At 62.2% G+C, this 15,418-nt stretch carries 15 protein-coding genes and 2 pseudogenes; 5 read left to right on the top strand and 12 right to left on the bottom strand.

The features are described from left to right. The 5 genes and pseudogenes from QZY07_RS10000 to QZY07_RS09980 all read left to right on the top strand — a co-directional run. A pseudogene (locus QZY07_RS10000) lies at positions 1-443 on the top strand (hypothetical protein); the annotation flags it as partial. Positions 444-802: 359 nt separating this feature from the next. After that, positions 803-934 carry a type II toxin-antitoxin system RelE/ParE family toxin gene (locus QZY07_RS27370; RefSeq protein ID WP_363184035.1) on the top strand — a complete coding sequence of 44 codons (132 nt, stop codon included), beginning with the start codon at positions 803-805 and terminating at the stop codon, positions 932-934. A 641-nt stretch (positions 935-1,575) separates the two neighbouring features. After that, a pseudogene (locus QZY07_RS27365) lies at positions 1,576-1,674 on the top strand (GDP-mannose 4,6-dehydratase); the annotation flags it as partial. Between the two features lie 110 nt (positions 1,675-1,784). Continuing rightward, on the top strand, positions 1,785-2,768 hold the full coding sequence (locus tag QZY07_RS09985) for a GDP-L-fucose synthase (protein WP_295402066.1): 984 nt from the start codon (positions 1,785-1,787) through the stop codon (positions 2,766-2,768). Positions 2,769-2,837: 69 nt separating this feature from the next. Continuing rightward, positions 2,838-4,235 (top strand): MBL fold metallo-hydrolase, encoded by a 1,398-nt coding sequence (locus QZY07_RS09980; protein ID WP_295402064.1) that lies wholly within the window; start codon positions 2,838-2,840, stop codon positions 4,233-4,235. A gap of 169 nt (positions 4,236-4,404) precedes the next feature. On the opposite strand, the gene QZY07_RS09975 is transcribed toward QZY07_RS09980, so the two are convergent. The 12 genes from QZY07_RS09975 to cysG all read right to left on the bottom strand — a co-directional run. After that, positions 4,405-5,271 (bottom strand): HpcH/HpaI aldolase/citrate lyase family protein, encoded by an 867-nt coding sequence (locus tag QZY07_RS09975; RefSeq protein ID WP_295402062.1) that lies wholly within the window; start codon positions 5,269-5,271, stop codon positions 4,405-4,407. Beyond that, on the bottom strand, positions 5,264-6,373 hold the full coding sequence (locus tag QZY07_RS09970; RefSeq protein WP_295402060.1) for a cysteine protease StiP family protein: 1,110 nt from the start codon (positions 6,371-6,373) through the stop codon (positions 5,264-5,266). The genes QZY07_RS09975 and QZY07_RS09970 overlap by 8 nt, the downstream gene beginning before the upstream one ends. Before the next feature lie 237 nt (positions 6,374-6,610). Further along, entirely contained in the window at positions 6,611-7,369 is a 759-nt protein-coding gene (locus QZY07_RS09965) for a haloacid dehalogenase (protein ID WP_295402059.1), read from the bottom strand. Positions 7,370-7,683: 314 nt separating this feature from the next. Then, complete coding sequence (locus QZY07_RS09960; protein ID WP_295402057.1) at positions 7,684-8,139, bottom strand: tellurite resistance TerB family protein; 456 nt, start codon at positions 8,137-8,139, stop codon at positions 7,684-7,686. A gap of 45 nt (positions 8,140-8,184) precedes the next feature. Next, positions 8,185-9,378, bottom strand: coding sequence for a TerD family protein (locus QZY07_RS09955; RefSeq protein WP_295402055.1), 1,194 nt, complete (start codon positions 9,376-9,378; stop codon positions 8,185-8,187). A gap of 152 nt (positions 9,379-9,530) precedes the next feature. Continuing rightward, a complete protein-coding gene (locus QZY07_RS09950; RefSeq protein ID WP_295402054.1) occupies positions 9,531-10,109 on the bottom strand; it encodes a TerD family protein in 579 nt (192 codons plus the stop codon). Continuing rightward, positions 10,094-11,260 carry a phosphoribosyltransferase domain-containing protein gene (locus QZY07_RS09945; RefSeq protein WP_295402053.1) on the bottom strand — a complete coding sequence of 389 codons (1,167 nt, stop codon included), beginning with the start codon at positions 11,258-11,260 and terminating at the stop codon, positions 10,094-10,096. The genes QZY07_RS09950 and QZY07_RS09945 overlap by 16 nt, the downstream gene beginning before the upstream one ends. Continuing rightward, positions 11,257-12,285 carry an ATP-grasp domain-containing protein gene (locus QZY07_RS09940; RefSeq protein ID WP_295402051.1) on the bottom strand — a complete coding sequence of 343 codons (1,029 nt, stop codon included), beginning with the start codon at positions 12,283-12,285 and terminating at the stop codon, positions 11,257-11,259. Before QZY07_RS09940 ends, QZY07_RS09945 begins: the two co-directional genes overlap by 4 nt. 19 nt (positions 12,286-12,304) lie before the next feature. Then, the gene (locus tag QZY07_RS09935) at positions 12,305-12,901 is read right to left on the bottom strand and encodes a TerD family protein (RefSeq protein ID WP_295402049.1); all 597 of its coding nucleotides are present in this window, start codon (positions 12,899-12,901) and stop codon (positions 12,305-12,307) included. A gap of 121 nt (positions 12,902-13,022) precedes the next feature. Beyond that, a complete protein-coding gene (locus tag QZY07_RS09930) occupies positions 13,023-13,706 on the bottom strand; it encodes a TIGR00266 family protein (RefSeq protein ID WP_295402047.1) in 684 nt (227 codons plus the stop codon). Between the two features lie 125 nt (positions 13,707-13,831). Next, positions 13,832-14,410: a TerD family protein gene (locus QZY07_RS09925; RefSeq protein ID WP_295402045.1), complete on the bottom strand. Its 579-nt coding sequence runs from the start codon at positions 14,408-14,410 to the stop codon at positions 13,832-13,834. A 128-nt stretch (positions 14,411-14,538) separates the two neighbouring features. Next, positions 14,539-15,418, bottom strand: an 880-nt coding sequence (gene cysG, locus QZY07_RS09920) for a siroheme synthase CysG (RefSeq protein ID WP_295402043.1), incomplete at its 5' end; no start/stop codon positions are given.

Here is a 15,418-nt window from a genome sequence, read left to right as displayed (position 1 = left end):
TGACGCTGATCGAATTGAAGAAAGCGGACCGGCTCGGGCTCGGCGCCGATCCGCTGTCCGCGTGGATCACCTTTTTCGAGCATTGGCGCGAGGAGCAGACCATGGCCGCGATCGAACATGCCCCGATTCAAGAGGCGCTGAACCGCGTGCGTCAGTTGAGCGCCGACGAGGAAGCGCGGCGCCTAGCCTTCGTGCGCGAGCGGGCGCTGCACGACGAGGTGTCCTTGCTCAAGGAGGCGCGCGAGGAGGGCGAGCGGCTCGGGATACAGAAAGGCGAGCGGCTCGGGATGCAGAAAAGCCGTCAGGAAGGTCGCCTGGAAGCCGCCCAGGACACCGCTCGCAACCTGATCGCGCTGGGCGTGCTCAGCGATGGGCAGATCGCCCAGGCCACGGGACTGAGTGTGGCGCAGGTCGAGGCACTGCGCGCGGCCGCCCCGTCCTGAGCCCGCGTAGGAGGCGGTGAGAGACGCACTGCCTCGTTCGCGAGCCCTGCGGTTCCTTCGTCGCCGCCTTGCGGGCTTAGGCCCGTTGGATATCGCAACGCTGCTCTACGCCATCCCTGGAAGACGAAATCTTCCGGAAACCTCAGTTGCGAAGGGTGCGCGCCTGGCATTAAAGGCACACGCATTCGCGTGCCAGCGGCTTTCCAAGTGTGGTCTCTCTTGATGATACGAACGTGCGGCGTTAGGCTCGGGACATGATCAAGAGCTTCGCCGATAAGGACACCGCCGCCGTGTTTGTCGCCAAGCGCGTTAAACGCTGGGGGCCGGATGTGACGCGGCAGGCGTAGCGCAAACTGGCGATGTTGAACCGCGCCGGATTGCTCGACGATCTACGTGTGCCGCCGGTGAATCGACTTGAAGCCCTGAGCAGTGTTCGGGATGGTCAATGCAGCATCCGCATCAACGATCAGTGGCGTCTATGCTTGGCCTGAGCGATGGCTTCTGGGTCGGCTTGCAGGCCGACTATGATGCCGCGAAGACGCGCCGGACACTGGGCGCGGCCCTGGAGCGCATTCTGAGGTTCACGCAACCAGTCGATTCGGAACGACGAGCCGGAGCGTAGAATGCGGAACGAACCGCATTGATCGCGCGATGCGACCGGGCGGGCTCTTGCGGTGTTGAGCCAACATCCGAGCCTGACGGCGAAACTCGATCAAGCCATCACTCGAGCCTATCGCCGGCCATGATTGAGGCTGAACGCGAGACCGGGTTGGCGGAATCGACATTTCCGACGTTATGTCCCACTTCACTTTCCCCCAAATCAGGGATGATGCCTTTGGGCCGGAAGAGTCCGCATAGGATGCAGTTCGTATTTCATCGTATCCTACGCGGGCTGGATGCCTGGTTGGGAGGGCGCTGGTCTCGGCGTTTTTCTCTGGCCTGCGGCCGGAGGGCCGAGTGCAACGCGGCGATCCCAGGGAGGGCGTTTTCCAAGTCGATGCATGGCCGTTCGCCAGCTCCGCCGGTCGCGTTGCGGTCACGGAAACGAGTGCTTATCATGCAGTGCGATACGTTGCGCGCGATCGCCCGGCCATGGGTTCATTCGACCGATCCGAGAACGTAAAGGACTGACATGAGACAAAAAGCACTCATCACTGGTGTCGCCGGGCAGGATGGTTCCTATCTCGCCGCATTCCTGCTTAAAAAAAACGACGAGGTTCACGGGATCAAACTCGAAGATCTGTGCGCCGGAACGGTCAACCGGGATCTTCAGATGGCGCGGCGCCATGCCTTGCTGAAGGCACATGGCCATGAGGTGCCGGTTGCGCGGGAGAACAACGGATGATCGGCCGCGATTCGTCACGCGCCCCAACCGTTTTCGTCGCCGGTCACCGTGGCATGGTCGGACGCGCCATCGTGCGACGACTTCAGGCATTGGGCGGCTGCCAGATTCTGACGGCCGGGCGCGATGAGCTGGATCTGCTCGATCAGCGCGCGGTCCAGACCTATTTTGACGCGCACCCGATCGATCAGGTCTATCTGGCCGCCGCCCGAGTTGGCGGCATTCATGCCAATAATACTTATCCGGCCGATTTTATCTACGACAACCTGATGATCGAGGCCAATCTCATCCACGCGGCCCATCGCGCCGGCATCCGGAAACTGCTGTTTCTGGGCTCATCCTGCATTTATCCGCAGCGGGCCGCACAGCCGATGACCGAATCCGCCCTGCTGACCGGAACGCTGGAACCGACCAACGAACCCTACGCCATCGCCAAGATCGCTGGGATCAAACTTTGCGAAAGCTATAACCGTCAGTACGGACATGACTATCGCAGCGTGATGCCAACCAATCTCTACGGACCGCACGACAATTTTCATCCTGACAACAGCCATGTGATCCCGGCCTTGTTGAGGCGCTTTCACGAGGCGGCGCGGGCGGGCGCGGACGAAGTCGTCATCTGGGGCACCGGCGCGCCGATGCGCGAGTTTCTCCATGTCGATGACATGGCCGCCGCCAGCGTGCATGTGATGGAGTTGGACGACGACCTTTATCGCGCCAATACGCAACCCATGCTTTCGCACATCAACGTGGGGTCTGGCGTGGACTGCGCCATTCGCGAGCTGGCGCAGACCATCGCGCGGGTCACGGGTTTTCAGGGCCAGTTTGTCTTCGACCCGAGCAAGCCCGATGGCACCCCGCGCAAATTATTGGATGTCTCTCGGCTCAAAGCCCTGGGCTGGCAGGCGGGCATCGGACTGGAGGACGGTCTCAGGGATACCTATGATTGGTGCCTGGCCAATCAGGAGCATTTTCGGGGATAGCGCACGCTCGAAGAATACTATCGATGACACGCCCTTGGGTAATGGAGGCTCGCTTTGTCCGATGTCGGAATGTCCAAGACCATCGTCCATCATGGCGCCGTGGACGGCGTGACAGGTTCCTGCCACGAACTCCGGCTGGGCGATGGTCGCTCGGTGCTGGTCGACTGCGGGCTCTTTCAGGGCGCGGAGACCTCGCCCGGCGGCGCGGGCTTCGAGCGTCTTCAGATCGAGTTTCCCGTGGAGCCGGTGCTGGCGCTGATCGTCACCCATGTGCATATCGATCATGTCGGTCGCATCCCCTATCTGCTGGCGGCCGGCTTCAAGGGGCCGATTCTGTGCAGCGAGGCGTCGGCGGAGCTGTTGCCGCTGGTGCTGGAAGATGCGCTGAAGATCGGCGTGACGCGGGACGCGACGCTCATCGAGCGGGTGCTGAAACTGTTGCGCGCGCGCACCATCGGCGTGCCTTATGGTCACTGGTACACGCTGGCCGAGGGCGATCCGGGTTTGCGGATCAAGCTGCGGCCCGCCGGGCATATCCTCGGGTCGGCGTTCGTGGAGTGCGACCTGCTCCAGGGTGGCGCGCGTACCCGCATTCTCTTCTCGGGCGATCTCGGGGCGCCTTATACGCCTCTGCTGCCCGCCCCCAAGTCACCCTACAGCGCGGATGTGGTGGTGCTCGAAAGCACCTATGGCGACCGTCTGCACGAGGGGCGCCGTGACCGCCGCCAGCGGTTGCAGGCGATCGTCGAGCACGCCTTTCGCGATGGCGGAACCCTGCTGATCCCGGCGTTCAGTATCGGTCGCACGCAGGAACTGCTCTATGAGCTGGAGTCGATCATCCATCGGGATCGTCAACGGACGCTGGCCGCGGGGCGTGTCTGGGACGATATCGAAATCATTCTGGATTCGCCGCTCGCCGCGGATTTCACTGCCGGTTATGCCCGTCTGCGCGCGCATTGGGACAATGAAGCCAAGCGCCGGCTCGATTCCGGACGCCATCCGCTCGATTTCGAACAGGTGTTGACCGTCACCGATCATGCGACCCATCTGCGCACGGTCGACTATCTCAGGAGTTCGGCGCGGGCGGCCATCGTCATCGCCGCGAGCGGCATGTGTGCCGGCGGACGCATCGTCAACTATCTCAAGGCCATGCTGGGCGATCCCCGTCACGATGTGCTGTTCGTCGGTTATCAGGCCGCGGGCACTCCAGGGCAGGCCATCCAGCGGTATGGACCGCGTGGCGGCTATGTCGATCTGGACGGTCAGCGTTATGACATCCGGGCCGCGATCCACACGCTTGGCGGCTACTCGGCGCATGCCGATCAGAACGATTTGATCAACTTCATCGGGCGGATGCGGGCCAAGCCGCGCGAGGTGATTCTGGTGCATGGCGAGGCGCACGCCAAGGAAAGTCTGCGGCGGGAGCTGCAAGCGCGTTTTCAGGGGGTGGAGATCCGGATCGGTTGACCTGGAAAGCGCGGTCGAACCGCGCAAACGCGAAAGATTTTTAATGTGTCGCCAAGGTGGAGGCAGTCAACCATGGGCGTGTCGCGTGCTGACACCGGGTGCCAGACCCGCGCCTCTCCCCCTCGCCCCCGGCCCTTCTTCCCCGCGGGGGAGAAGCGAGAATAACGCTTTAGTCCATCGCGGTTCGTTCGATGATATGCCGGGCCCAGGCGCTGTGCGTGGCGACTTCGCACATGGATCCGTCGAACTGGAAGACGGCGCGGTCGTCGGTCAGGATGCGTCGTGCCGCTTCCAGTTCCAGTTGCGAGACGCGAAAACTCGCCTCGATCGTCGGGAGCTGGCTCGGATGAATGGCGGTCTTCCCGCAGAGTCCGTGGGCGATATCCTCGCTCAGTTCTTCCCGGAGAATCTCCGGACAGTCGATATGCTCGAACACCGGGGCGGTGAGCTGAAAACCGAAGGGTTTGAAGACGGTCACCAGATGGGCGATGGTGTGTCCCAGGGGCGTGCGGTAGATGGTGCGGTCGCGGGGCCGGCGAATGCCGAGGATGGACAGCAGGTCGTTGCCGCCGATGCGCAGCGCCAGAATCCGCTTCTGATAGCCGCGGTCGAGCAGATGGTCGCGCAGTTCGATCATTCTGGAGGTGTCGAAGACATCCCGGGTTTCGAGCGTCGGCATGCACAGATGCCGGGAGTCCATGAGCTGGCTCAGATAGACATCCACATTGCTCAGATCCAGCTTGGGCAGGACGAATCCGTCCAGCTTCTCCACGCCCGGCAGCGCGAGCAACCAGGTCAGAATCTCGGGATTGCGCACGCGCACGAAGCGCAGGGCGGATGACTTGGCCTGCATCCGTTCCAGACAGTCGCGGAGGTTGTCGAGTCCGGACGCGAGCGCATCCTCCGCCACGGCATCCTCGGTGCAGAAGATGACCGAACGCAATTCCGGCCACTTGGCGCCATTGGCAATTCGCAGAACATCCCGATGGGTTGCCGGCACATAGAGGGAGCCGCCAAGTCGGTAGGCATTAAGCATCGGATAAACCCTTGATGAGCGAGACGGCCTGGTAGGGCGACGCTGGATCGACCTCCCAATGCACTTTTTTTTCCTGGGCCAATTGTAAGAGATGCCGCGCTTCCGGGGCGGTCGGATCGCGAACGATGAGCCGTTCCGGGACGCGCCGCAGCAGGACGCGGGTCGCTTCGCCAATGCCGGGCTTGATGAGATTCTCGTCCGCGATGCCGAAGCGCTCCTTGATCGCGGCGAGCCAGGTCCGGGAGCGTTCGCGCGCCCGGTGCGGATCGACCGGGGTGGGGCAGGGCGCGTAACCCTCCTCCAGCAAGGCGCGGATCTCCCGCAGGAGTGCGTCGACGAACCACCGGGACAGATCCCCCGCGGCGAATTCGCGGTAAAACACGCAGCCGTGGAAGTCGTCGGGTCCGATTCGTTCGTTCAGGATGGAGCGGCTGATCAGGCCTGACATGGTCGCGTTCAGAATGCTCGACGGGATCAGATAATCCTCGTCCGTGGGTGCGATGCCGACGCCGGCCAGATCGGTCAGGGCAAAGAGGGTGGCGTCCAGCCGGGTTTCATGTGTCTGGTTAAAAGTGGCAACGGACTCGGCGAGGGTGTGGGCGATGACGCCCTTACCGGTCCAGCCGTCGACGAACACGATGCCGGGCGCTTTCTTTGCCTCGTCATTCAGGATAAAGCGCAGTGCGTTTTGGTCGATGCCCCGGTCGCGAATGATCGAGAGGGAATAATGCGCCGTCGGGCGGTCGAGGATGTCGGCGAGCACATGCTTGAGCACGACGCCAACCGGGGTACCGGCGCGCGCGAGCGAGATCAGCGTGATCGCGTTCGGTCGGCGTGCCGCGACGATGGCGGCCAGGTCGAGCAGCCCTTGCGCCATGCGTCGCCGGTTCATGGCGAACGCCTGGTGAAAAATATCCATGTAGCGAGGGGAGGGCAGGGTTTCGGGACTCAACATCTCGCTGTAATGCCGTTGACCGCTTTGAATCAGGCGTTCCTTTTCGGCCAGCCCGATCGGCTCCATCGCGATGAGCTTGAGCAGGATGTTGACATCCTCGGGGCGGTAACTGCCTGAAAAATGCGCGCGCTGTTCGACTGGAGGCATGGGCATGGGTCTCCGGTGAGGTGGTTTCCGCAAGAGGGACGAAGACGGGTACGTGTCAGCAATCGTATTCGTCATGGGATGATCACCGCCCCACCCCGGTTCCACGGCGTGGATCGATGCGCTCGACGCGGATGTTGCACGGCATCTCTGTAGGGGCGAATTGATTCGCCCCTACATCCGCACAACCAACGCGGCGAATGAATTCGCCTCTACAGGGCTTCGGTCGAGGCGGGCGGCTTACAGCAAGGGCCGGCCGAGGGTCTCCCCGAATAACTGCGAGCCGCGTGGCGTCAGCGAATAATCGCATTCGGCCATGAAGGCGCCGTCGATGAGGCTGTCGCCGATGCCGACGGTCATCAGCTCGCCCCATTCGCCGCCCAGTTTTTCGATCAGATAGCGCACGGCGTGTTCCTTGCCGAGCGTGCGGGGCAGCACAGCGAGGTTGTTGCCGTTGCGATGCAGTCGATAGACCCTGGACCGATCCGCGACCCAGGGCTGGATCAAGGCGCGCTGCAAGAGATCGAGATCGCCGTCGCGGCCATGCCGATACTTGGCGACCAGATAAAAAGGCAGGTCGAAATCCTCGATGATCCGGACGCGGGCGGAGAGCCTCTGTCGGACGATGAAGGTCGCGACATGATCGAGCAGTTCGTTCAAATCCTCCAGTTGGTCCCGAGAGGCGGTCGTCATGCGTTCCAGCCAGGGCGCGTCGGGGACGCCGTCGGGGTTCAGAACGATTCCGCCATAGTCGATGATGCGCCAACTCTCGAAGGGCAATTCCACCCGGCGCAGCGAATCCAGATCCCGCGCGGTGGTGGGAATCACCGTCGTATTGGCGTCCAGCAGACGCCAGAACGCCTGCTGTTTCGCCGTCATGAAGGAATGGGCGCTGCCGTCGCGGAGATAGGCGACTGGCCGCAGATCCTCGTCGGTCGGACATTTGGGTCGACTCTGGAAGAGCGTGTCGTCCAGGTCGAGAAAAACCAGCTTGCGCACCTTAAACCGCGTTCGGCCTGGCAGGCGTTGTCGGGGTCTTGGTTTGGCATCGCCACGACTCGCAAAGGTCGGATTTGACGCAGTTTAAGGTTTTGAGTTGTTGATTCATTGAAACCGCGTCTCGCCGATGGTTCTGAACAGCCGCAAGTCTGGCGGCGCCTGCGCGCTTCGCCGGTCGCTCTCGGAAACGGTGGACAAACAACCAATACACTTTGGCGCGACCTTCTCCCCTCGCCCCAACCCCTCTCCCCGCCGGGGGGAGGGGCTAAAGAGCGCGCTGTTTCAGTTGTTTAGCCCCATGATTGGGACGCGGTTTAGACCAGCTCGAAATCCGCCGGGTTGAGGGCGAGTTCCATGGCGATCTTGCGGGCGACCCGCTTTTCGCTGTCGTCGAAATTGCCGTCGGCGGCGGCGATGGCGATGATCAGACGCAGGATGAGACGGGCGGCGTCATCCTTGCCCTTCATCTTGCGAATCGCATCGTAGGCCTTGGCCTCGCCCAGATCCTTGTCGAATTCGATCTGGCTCATCGCGTTCTGAAAGGCGTCGATCAGATCCTTGCTGGTGAAGACGGACAGCGCCTCATAGTTCTCGATGAAGCGCATCATCTTCTGTTTTTCCTCGGAGGACACATGGCCATCGGCCATGGAGATCAACACCGAGCCGCTGATGGCCGCGTTCAGAAAATCCTTGTTCTTGAATTTCATCGCCTCGTTTTTCAGTTCGGAGGCTTTCTGTTTCAGGTTGCTGACAAAGTCTTGGAAGCTCATGGCATGTTCTCTCTGTTGGATGGAAATTGACGATTGCAATCTATCTCAATCCTTCTTGCCCCGCACCCAATCCAGCCCCCAGCGGTGCGCCTTGTCGACATCGAGGTGGCCCCGGTAGTAATCGACGAGCTTGGTGATCTTGACCGATCCGCTCTGATTTTCCAGCAGGGCGATGGCGCACATGGGCCGATCGTTGCGGCTCGAATCGAGCTGGATCTCGATTTCCGGCTGTCCGGGCGTTTTCAGGGTAATGCGCGCGTTGGCCTCGGCCCAGTTCGGAGTCCCTTCGTAGATGAAAGCGTAGACGACGATGCGCTGGATCTCGTCCCAATGCTGGCCGTTGATGCGCAGGTTCTCGCCCTCGGTGCGGGTGCCGGTGCGGTCATCCGCGTCGAGGGCGATATAGGGCGGATCCCGGTAGTCGCCGAAGGTGTTTCCGAGCGCCTGGACCACACTCTTGGAGCCGTCCTTGAGTTCGTACAGACAGCCGAGATCCAGATCGATGCTGTTGGATCTGGTGCCGCCGAAAAAGTTTTTCTTGACGGTCCCGGCGCGGATCGTCCAGTTGAGATTGATCAGAATCTCGCCGTGGGCCGTATTGGCCTTCTTATCCAGCGAGACGGTGTTGCCGCGTTTTTCCAGGGTGATCTTGCTGAGGTTGAGCGGCGCTGCTTGGGGCTTGGGCGGAACGGGTGCCGCGACTGGCGCGGGCGTCTCCGCGACGGTGCCGCCGAAATGTCCGACTAGCGCCGCCATGCCGCCGTTGAAACCCTGTCCCAGCGCGCTGGTCCGCCAGACGCCGTCCTTGCGGTAGATCTCCAGCAGCATCAGCGCGCGCTCGGCGGCGAAGTCGGCGCCGCTGAAGTCGAAGCGCCCAGCCTCGCGTCCGGCGTCCAGGAAACGCACATGACCGCTGCCGATGCTGGACATGGCGCCGGCGCCGTCGAGCGCGGCGGTGAGCGTCAGGCGCTCGATGGTCGAAGGCAGTTTGCCGAGGTCGACGGCAAAGCCCGCCGCATCGCCGGGGGGCGTTTCCAGTCGCACGCCGCCGCAGGGTGTCGTCGGCTGATTGAAGAAGGTCATGTAGCGATCGTTGGAGAGCTTGCCCTGGCCATCCAGGCCGAAGCAGGCGAAATCGAGGATGAGACCGGGTGCGTTCACGGCCACGCCAAGCGTGAAGCGCTGGCCGTTGGGGACCAGATCGGCGATTTTGGCCCGCTGTCCGCGTGTCAGATTCATGCGTGCATTACCGTGGCAGTGATTGATCTTAAAAAGAATTGAACCGTAAAGGACGCGAAGGATGCGGCGGCGCGGTCTGGAGGCGAGTCACTTCAAGACCGTCACGCCGGCATTTCCTTGCGTACTTTGCGGTTTGCATTTTTGGCGCCCGGCTAACCCACATTGACGCCATGTTGCTGCGCGAGCGCGCGCAAACCGCCGGCATATCCCTGGCCCACGGCCTTGAATTTCCAGTCGCCGCTGTGGCGGTAGATCTCGCCGAAGGTCATCGCGGTCTCGGTCGAATAGTCCTCGGAGAGATCGAAACGGACCACTTCAAGATGGTTGTCGCGATTGACGATCCGGACGAAGGCGTTGGCGACCTGGCCGAAATTCTGCCGGCGGGCATCGGCGTCGTGGATGGTGACCACGATCACCAGACGCTGAATCTCGGGCGGCACCTTCGACAGCGTCACATGTACCGATTCGTCATCGCCTTCGCCGACGCCGGTCAGGTTGTCGCCGGTGTGCTCGACCGAGCCCTCGGGCGAGATTTTCTGATTGTAGAAGATGAAATAGGCGTCGCTCGGCACCTTGCCGTCGTCCTTGACCATGAAGAGACTCGCGTCGAGATCGAACGCCTGACCATCGGTCGCGCGCGCGTCCCAGCCCAGGCCGACGAGTACGTTCTCGAGATTGGGAGCCTCCTTGCTCAGGTTGACGTTGCCGCCTTTGTTCAAACTGATGGCCATAAATCCTCCATTGAGTGCGAATAGCGATAGGTCAGACAGTTGGATCCCAGGTGTTGCATCAAATCGTCCAGGCCGTCGAGCGGGGTTTCATGACAGACGATGATGCGGGCGAAATCGTCAGGATCGACGTTATACAGATAATTCCGAATGCCTTCCCCGTAATTGTCCGCGAAAATGAGCCGATGTCCAATGTCGGCGCCGGGCAGGATTGGCGAGCGGGTGGTCGCCTGCACCGCGACCGCGAATCCGCGTGACTCCAACTCCAGCCCGACCCGAAAGGCGAGATGCATGAATTCGCCTGTGCCCAGAACCAGGATCGGCGCGCCGGGGGCGAGTCCGACGGACAGCCGCTCAAGCTCCGACATGGGAGTCGAAATGGGTCGATCAATGCCGAATCGCCCAAGGTCATCGGCGATCTGGCCGGGGTCGCGCCGGTTGTCGCCCACGGCGACCGGGGCGGGTTCGTGGTTCCAGTCGGTTGCTGGCTGGAAGGAAAAATCCGCATGGAGAGCCGCCACGCAGCGGACCGGGAGACTCAGCCGTTGCGAGAATTGCTCGGCGCTGCGTTCGCCGCTGAAGTTGGTGATCGCCACGAAATGCACCCCTTCGAGTCGTGGATTTTGCGTCCGATACGCCGCGACCAGATTGCACAGGGTGGAACCGGTGCTGATTTCATCGTCCACCACGATCAGTTCGCGGGCCGTCCGGAATAACTCCTGATGACGTGCGTTTAACGGTTCATAGAGAGTTTGATCGGGTGCGTGACAATGGGCCTCCTGAAATTCCAGGAAAGGGCGCCCCGCAACGCGATAACGGGTGGAATGGAGAAACAGCGCCTTGGCGTCGGGCCGTCGATCCAGCACCGCCTCGAAGACGCCTTGCCCGAGCCCGGTCGCCGTCTCGGCCATCGCTACAAAGACCCATGGGCCTGGCCCCAGATCCAGCGCATTCGCCAGATGCTCATGCACCCGCCGCATCCGCGACGGCGTCGCCGGCCAGTGTTTGCCCAGCACCTTGCTGAGGAACAGAAAGCCCCGCTTGCGATTGTTGCGAGCGGCGAAACCGCAGAGTTCGTCCAGCGGAAAGGCGGCCTCGCGTACCTGGACGCTGAGGACTCCGGTGGGCAGTTCCGCCCGGTACGACTCGCTCAAAAGGGATCCTCGATCCGGCGGAAGTGGGCCAGCTCCAGCACGCGGGCACCGCTTGCGACCCTGTGCGCTTGATCGGGAAATCCGTGCGTCAGGCCATGCAGCGCCAGATAGGGCAGGTTGACGCCGATCGCCCCCGCGTAACCGATGCCGCCGGAGAATCGGGGATTGATCTCCAACAGGCGAAAGCCGTTCCGACCCTCGCGAAACTGCGCGTTGAACAAGCCGGACAGCCCGAAGACTTCGGTCATCTCGCCGATGGCTCGCGTGAGTTCAGGGATGTCGACGATCTCCTGGCCGTAGCCGCCTGCTTTTGCTTTGCGCCGCTGGACCGCGGCGACGAGCCGTCGGCCATCGCCGACGCAGTCGACGCTGTATTCATACCCGTCAAGAAACTCCATCAGCAGCAAAGTTTCAAAGGTCTCCGACTCCCTCAGAATGCGCCGAAGGCCATCGCGATGGATCGAATAGAGCGCGTGTTGCAGCAGGATTTCCAGCCCGCCGCGCTGTTCGTCGATGACGCGAAAACCGGCGCCGTTGACGCCCTCAGCGGGTTTGACGCACAGCACTTCGTGGGAGGCGCGCAACCGCGCATAGGCCGCCTCGAATTCGTCGGCGGTGCGGAATTCCAGGAAATCGGGCGGAGGAATGGAGAAGCGCCGCGCCTCGGCATAGAAGCGCGCCTTGTCCATCAGTGTCATTAGATGGTCCGCCGACGCCGGCGTCAGGACGCGCACGCCCTGTTCGGCAAAGCGTGCCTGGTGCGCGGCCAGTAAGGCAACAGCCTTGCCCGGCCAGAGAAAATCGATCCGCCGTTCCCGACAGAAATCGAGACAAAATTCGACATAGGCATCGCCGACCGTGCCGGTCGGTTCCAGTGCGAATTCATGCGCCGACAGAAAGCCGGGGAACTCCTTCTGGGTGTGCGAACAGACCAGATGGAATTCGCCGGCCTCGTCACCCTGACGGATGAGCTCGAACACGGCACGGACATTGGAAAAGGTTCGGTTGAACCAGACGCGGGTCATGGTGCCGTCGCTCTCGGGGTTACAGATGCGGCTTGATCTGCGGTAGCAGTTGTTCCGCCGTCCGACCTTGCCCGACCTCGCCGATGGCATGCATCTTCCACTCGCCGCCGTGACGATAGAGCTTCGCCATGATCATGGCCGAATGACTGCCCTGACAGCTCAGGTCGTAGCGCGCGATCTCGCTGTTATTGCTGCCGTTGATGATGCGACAGTAGGCATTTTCGACCTTGGAGAAATCCTGGCCGGTGAAGTTGTTGACGGTGAAGACCAGGCTTTTCACGTTGGCCGGAAGCGCCGCGAGATCGACCTTGATCTGTTCGTCGTCGCCCTCGCCTTCGCCGGTGCGATTGTCGCCGGTGTGCTCGATGCTGCGATCCTGGCTACGCAGTTGACGGAACCAGACCGTGTCGACCAGATTTCCCGGCTCATCGAAGAGCAGGCAGGAGGCGTCGAGATCGACACTCTCGCCGCCGCCACCGCCAAAGAGTCCGCCCAGCATGCCACCGCTCTTGCCCTTCGCCGCATCCCAGCCCAGACCCATGACGATACGGGTCAAACCGCCGCCGGCTTCCTTCTCCAGCGAGATTTTCTGACCTTTCTGCAGACTGATGCCCATCTCAAGATTCCTCGATGTAAAATTGATTGATTAATCGCTTCAACCGCGCCCGCTCCGACCGCGACAGATGCTGCCGAGGTTGCTCCAATCCAAAAACATCGCCTACTGCGCCGGGCGCGGTTTAATGGGCCTGAGGTTGGAATAATCCACGGTTGCGCGAGCAGATCACGACCTTGCCCTGGCCCCGAAAGCGGAGCACCAGCCCCTCGCCGGAGGTCACTGAGTTGACCATGCTGCCGAAGAACCCACCCCCGGTCTGCGGCATGCCGACCTCGTAGTGCAGATTGGACGACCAGGCGACCGCATGATTGTTGTCGATCACGGTTTCGCGATCGGGCGCGATGTCGAGCGTGAAGATCGAGCCGAACCCAGACACCGCCAGTTTGCCCCGCCCCGTCGCCTCCATGATGACGAATCCGCCGGTGCCGCCGAACAGCCCGCCGCCGATCGTATTCATGCGCGCGCGCACCTCGACGGAGGATTCCGCCGCCACGAAACTGCCGTCCGACAGCGTGTAGGCATTGCCCGGCCCGACATCGAGCAGTTCGATCGAGCCTGGAAGGGTCGGCGACAGCAGACAATCGCCGTCGCCGCCGACCGCCTCGATCTCCTGTTGAAACAGCGATTCGTCGGTCGCCATGCGCCGCAGCAGGGCACGTCCCAGACCGCCCCGCAGTTGGCCCTTGACCTGAAGCGCCGCCTCCATCATGACCATGGCGCCCGATTCGCAGAAGATTTTCTCGCCCTTGCGCAGGCTCACATGCAGGAAGGGGTCGATTTCCCCGGTGACGGTGAAGGTTGGCATTGATCGAGTCCTCCCGGCTGGTCTTCAGGGGACAGCATCCAGCCATCCGATGTCTGGTCCGCGCAGCGGACCCGAGGGTCCGCTGCGCGGACCGTCTACCGTAGGATCGTCGGTCCTGATTCACGTCAGCCGACATTCACCCCATGGTCTTTCGCCAGCGCATTGAGACCGCCCGCGAAACCCTGACCGACGGCCTTGAATTTCCATTCCGCGCCGTTGCGATAGACCTCGCCGAAGACCATCGCGGTTTCGGTCGAATAGTCTTCCGACAGATCGAAGCGGGCCAGTTCGGTGTTGTTGTCCTTGTTCAGCACGCGCATGAAGGCGTTACGGACCATGCCGAAGTTCTGGTTGCGGGCCTCGGCCTCATGGATGGTGACCGCAAAGACGATGCGCTGAATGTTGGGATCAACCCCCGGCAGATTGATCGACACGGTTTCGTCGTCGCCCTCGCCGGCGCCGGTGGTGTTGTCGCCGGAGTGGACCACGGCACCATCGGGCGAGGTCTTCTGGTTGTAGAAGATGAAATGCCCATCGGACAGCACCTTGCCGGTCTCGCCGACCAGAAAGACGCTGGCATCGAGATCGAAGGCCGCGCCATCGGTGGAGCGGGCGTCCCAACCCAGCCCGACGAGCGCATTGATCAGGCCCGGATCGGTCTTGGTCAGGCTGACGTTACCGCCTTTCTGCAAACTGATTGCCATGTAATTCTCCTCAGTGGGTGATGGGAAGGTTCGAGAGTGCGCTAGTTTAGTCGAGTCGCGAGACGGATGGTACCGAGGCGATGGATGCCTGTCGGTGGTCAAGTCCGAATGGCTGACCGCGGTCGTTCCTAAACGATCGTGGTGGTTGCCCCCGCGACCGGCTCATCGGGCGGACTGAACCAATTGAGCTTTTCGCGCAGCGTGACGACTTCGCCGACGATGACGAGCGTCGGCGGTTGCGGCGGGTCGCTCGCGACGACGTCCAGGATGGTCGACAGGGTGCCGGAATACACCCGCTGCAGATGGGTCGTGCCCTGTTGGATCAGGGCGATGGGCATGTCGCGCGAGACGCCATGGGCGATCAGACGCTCGACGATGATCGGCAGACCGACCAGGCCCATGTAAAAAACGACGGTCTGGTTCGGCTGGGCGAGCGCGGGCCAGTTGAGATTGATGGTGCCGTCCTTGAGATGTCCGGTGACGAAGATGACCGATTGGGCGTAATCGCGATGGGTCAGCGGGATGCCGGCATAGGCGGCACAGCCGGAGGCGGCGGTGATGCCGGGGATGACCTGGAAGGGCACGCCCTCGGCGGCCAGGGTGTCGATCTCCTCGCCGCCGCGACCGAAGATGAAGGGGTCGCCGCCCTTGAGCCGCAGCACCCGATGACCGTCCTTGGCGAGATCGGCGAGCAGCCGGTTGATTTCCTCCTGGCGCATGGCGTGATGGTTGCGCTCCTTGCCGACATAGATGCGTTGGGCGTCGCGGCGGGTCATCTTGAGGATCGGCTCGGCGACGAGACGGTCATAGACCACCACGTCCGCCTGTTGCATGAGACGCAGGGCGCGGAAGGTCATGAGGTCCGGATCGCCCGGTCCGGCGCCGACCAGATAGACCTCGCCCATGTCGTGCTCCAATGCGTCGGGGGCGAGTTCCTGTTCGATCACGGCCTCGGCCTCCGCGAACTGGCCGGCGAGAATGCGCTCGGCGACGGCGCCCTGCAGCACC

The organism is uncultured Thiocystis sp., from assembly GCF_903866365.1.
Taxonomy (GTDB): Bacteria; Pseudomonadota; Gammaproteobacteria; order Chromatiales; family Chromatiaceae; genus Chromatium.
This window is presented reverse-complemented; position numbering and strand designations above follow the sequence as displayed.